This is a genomic window from Dietzia sp. B19, assembly GCF_014145155.1.
GTDB classification, from domain to species: Bacteria; Actinomycetota; Actinomycetes; order Mycobacteriales; family Mycobacteriaceae; genus Dietzia; species Dietzia natronolimnaea.
Genome location: NZ_JAALED010000282.1, coordinates 1 through 2,735 on the forward strand (window position 1 = coordinate 1; position 2,735 = coordinate 2,735).

The window sequence follows — 2,735 nt, forward strand, 5'->3', positions numbered from 1 at the left end:
GCTCGCGGGTGGCCGCCCACGCGAGCGCGAGCGCGACCGAGTCCGCCGGGCCGATGGCGTGGCGCAGCATCGAGTGCAGCACCTCCGGTAGGCGCCGGGCGTCGACCTCCCCGCGCTGGGCCAGCCCCTCGAGCCCGTGGGACAGGGTGTACATCCCGGAGGGGAAGGACGAGTCGGTGAACTGCAACGCGAGCAGCAGCCGCGACAGATCGGTGCCGCTCATGCCAGGTAGTGCAGCTGGGCCAGCGGCAGCGTGGTGGCCGGGGCGATGGTGGCGGGCTCGCCGTCGACGGTCACCACGTACGTGTCGGGGTCCACCTCGATCTCCGGGCAGCGGTCGTTGCGGACCATGTCCTTCTTGCCGATCCCCCGGCACCCGCGCACGGGCAGGCACGGTGAGGTCAGGCCCAGTTGCTCGGGCACGCCGGCCTCGATCGCGGCCGCGGACAGGAACGTCACGCGGGTGGACTGCATGGCCCCGCCGTACGCGCCGAACATCGGGCGGTAGATCACGGGCTGCGGGGTGGGAAGGGAGGCGTTCGGGTCGCCCATCGGCGCCCACACGATCATCCCCCCTTTGATCACCAGCGAGGGCTTGGCGGCGAACGAGTCGACCGGCCACACCACCAGGTCCGCGAGCTTGCCGGGTTCGATCGAGCCCAGGTGATCGGCGATTCCCGCGGCGATGGCGGGGTTGATGGTCATCTTGGCGACGTAGCGCAGGACCCGCTCGTTGTCGTTGCGCGCCCCGCCCTGACCGTCGGGGGACGCGACCACGTCCTCGGGCAGCGGCCCGCGCTCGACCCGGCAGTGGTGGGCGGTCTGGAACGCCCGTTGCCACGACTCCCCGATCCGTCCCATGGCCTGCGAGTCGGACGAGAAGATCGAGATGATGCCCTCGTCGTGCAGCACGGTCTCGGCGGCGATGGTCTCGGCCCGCACGCGGGAGTCGGCGAAGCTGACGTCCTCGGGGATGTCGTGCGACAGGTGGTGGCAGACCATCACCATGTCGAGCAGCTCGTCGACCGAGTTGACCGTGTACGGCAGCGTCGGGTTGGTGGAGGCGGGCAGGACGTTGGGCTCGCCGCACACCCGCAGGATGTCGGGCGCGTGGCCGCCGCCGGCGCCCTCGGAGTGGAAGGTGTGGATGGTCGAGTCGCCGAACGCGGCGCGGGTGTCCTCGTAGAAGCCGGACTCGTTGAGGGTGTCGGTGTGGATCGCGACCTGCACGTCGTACTGGTCGGCGACCTCCTGCACGCAGCGGATGGTCGCCGGGGTGGTCCCCCAGTCCTCGTGGATCTTCAGTCCCGCCGCTCCGGCCACGATCTGCTCGACCGCCGACTCGGGCTGTGAGGTGTTGCCCTTGCCCAGGATCCCGATGTTCACCGGCAGCCCGTCGGCGGCCTGCAGCATCCGGCCGATGTTCCAGGCGCCCGGCGTGCAGGTGGTCCCCTTGGTGCCCTCGGACGGGCCGGTCCCTCCGCCGAACATGGTGGTCACCCCGTTGGACAGGGCCTCGTCCACCTGCTGTGGGGCGATGAAGTGGATGTGGGTGTCCACTCCCCCGGCGGTGACGATCTTGTGCTCGCCCGCCACCACCTCCGTGCCGGGGCCGATCACCAGCTCGGGGTGCACTCCGTCCTGCAGGTGCGGGTTCCCGGCCTTGCCCACGGCCACGATCCGGCCGTCGCGCACCCCGATGTCGCCCTTGACCACGCCGATCACGGCGTCGAGGATCGTGGCCCCGGTGATCACCAGGTCGAGCGCGCCCGAGGCCCGCGTGCCGGCCGGGTCCTGCGCCATGCCGTCCCGGATCGCCTTGCCGCCGCCGTAGACGGCCTCCTCGCCGTAGCCGGACGACCCGTCGGTGGTGACGGCGTTGTGATCAACCGTGACCTCGACGGTCAACACCGTGTCCGCCAACGTCAGTCGGTCCCCGACCGTGGGACCGTAGATGTCGGTGTAGGTCGCGCGCGGGAGCACGGTCGGCGGGCCCTCGGCGACGGGAACACCGTCCGCGGGCGGCCGGGCCTCGTTGTCGTCGTCATCGGCCACGTCCGCGCTGTCGCAGAGGAACCCGCCGTCGCGCATGCGCCCCAGCGCGCGCTCACGCACGGCCGGATCGTCGAGACGACCGTCGACCAGCCCGGAGAAGCCGTGGCAGACGCGCTCGCCGGCGTAGTCCACCAGCCGCACCGTGCGGGTCTGACCGGGTTCGAACCGCACCGCCAGGCCCGCGCCGATCGCCAGGTGGCGCCCGTATGCGGCGGGCCGGTCGAACCGGAGCTCGCGGTTGGCCTCGAAGAAGTGGTAGTGCGAGCCCACCTGGACGGCGCGGTCTCCGGTGTTGGTCACCGCGAGTTCGACGGTCGCGCGCCCGGCGCCCAGCGTGATGTCGCCGTCGCCGTACTGGTACTTCCCGGATCCGGACATCGCGCTCCTCGGGGTCGGTGTGGTGGTGGGTTGGTGGAGTGGGGGCTAGTGCGAGTGGGTGTAGACGCTGCCGTCGGCCGCCACGTGGGAATGGGCGTAACCGTGGCCGTCCTCGGCGTCGAGCGCCGCGTCGATGCCGTCCCGTCCGTGATCGAGCCGGTGGACCGCCTCGCGCACGCGGGTGTCGATCACGCTGCGCAACACGGCCGGGCCCAGCAGGTACTCGCCCTCGCCGGGCAGGTCCCGGCCGGTGACCGGCGACGGGGCCAACGTGGCGCTCACGACCATCGGACGCTCCGACC

At 71.7% G+C, this 2,735-nt stretch carries 1 protein-coding gene and 2 pseudogenes; all 3 read right to left on the reverse strand.

What is annotated here, in order from left to right:
- Nucleotides 1-223, reverse strand: a pseudogene (locus tag G6020_RS08885) (urease accessory protein); the annotation flags it as partial.
- Nucleotides 220-2,433, reverse strand: a complete 2,214-nt coding sequence (ureC, locus tag G6020_RS08890; protein ID WP_182610369.1) for an urease subunit alpha — start codon at nucleotides 2,431-2,433, stop codon at nucleotides 220-222. The pseudogene G6020_RS08885 and the gene ureC, both read right to left, overlap by 4 nt.
- Nucleotides 2,434-2,478: 45 nt before the next feature.
- Nucleotides 2,479-2,735: pseudogene (locus tag G6020_RS08895) on the reverse strand (hypothetical protein); the annotation flags it as partial.

Coding starts and splice junctions, on each gene's coding strand:
- ureC (WP_182610369.1), bottom strand. CDS start 2,433: ATGTCCGGATCCGGGAAGTACCAGTACGGCGACGGCGACATCACGCTG.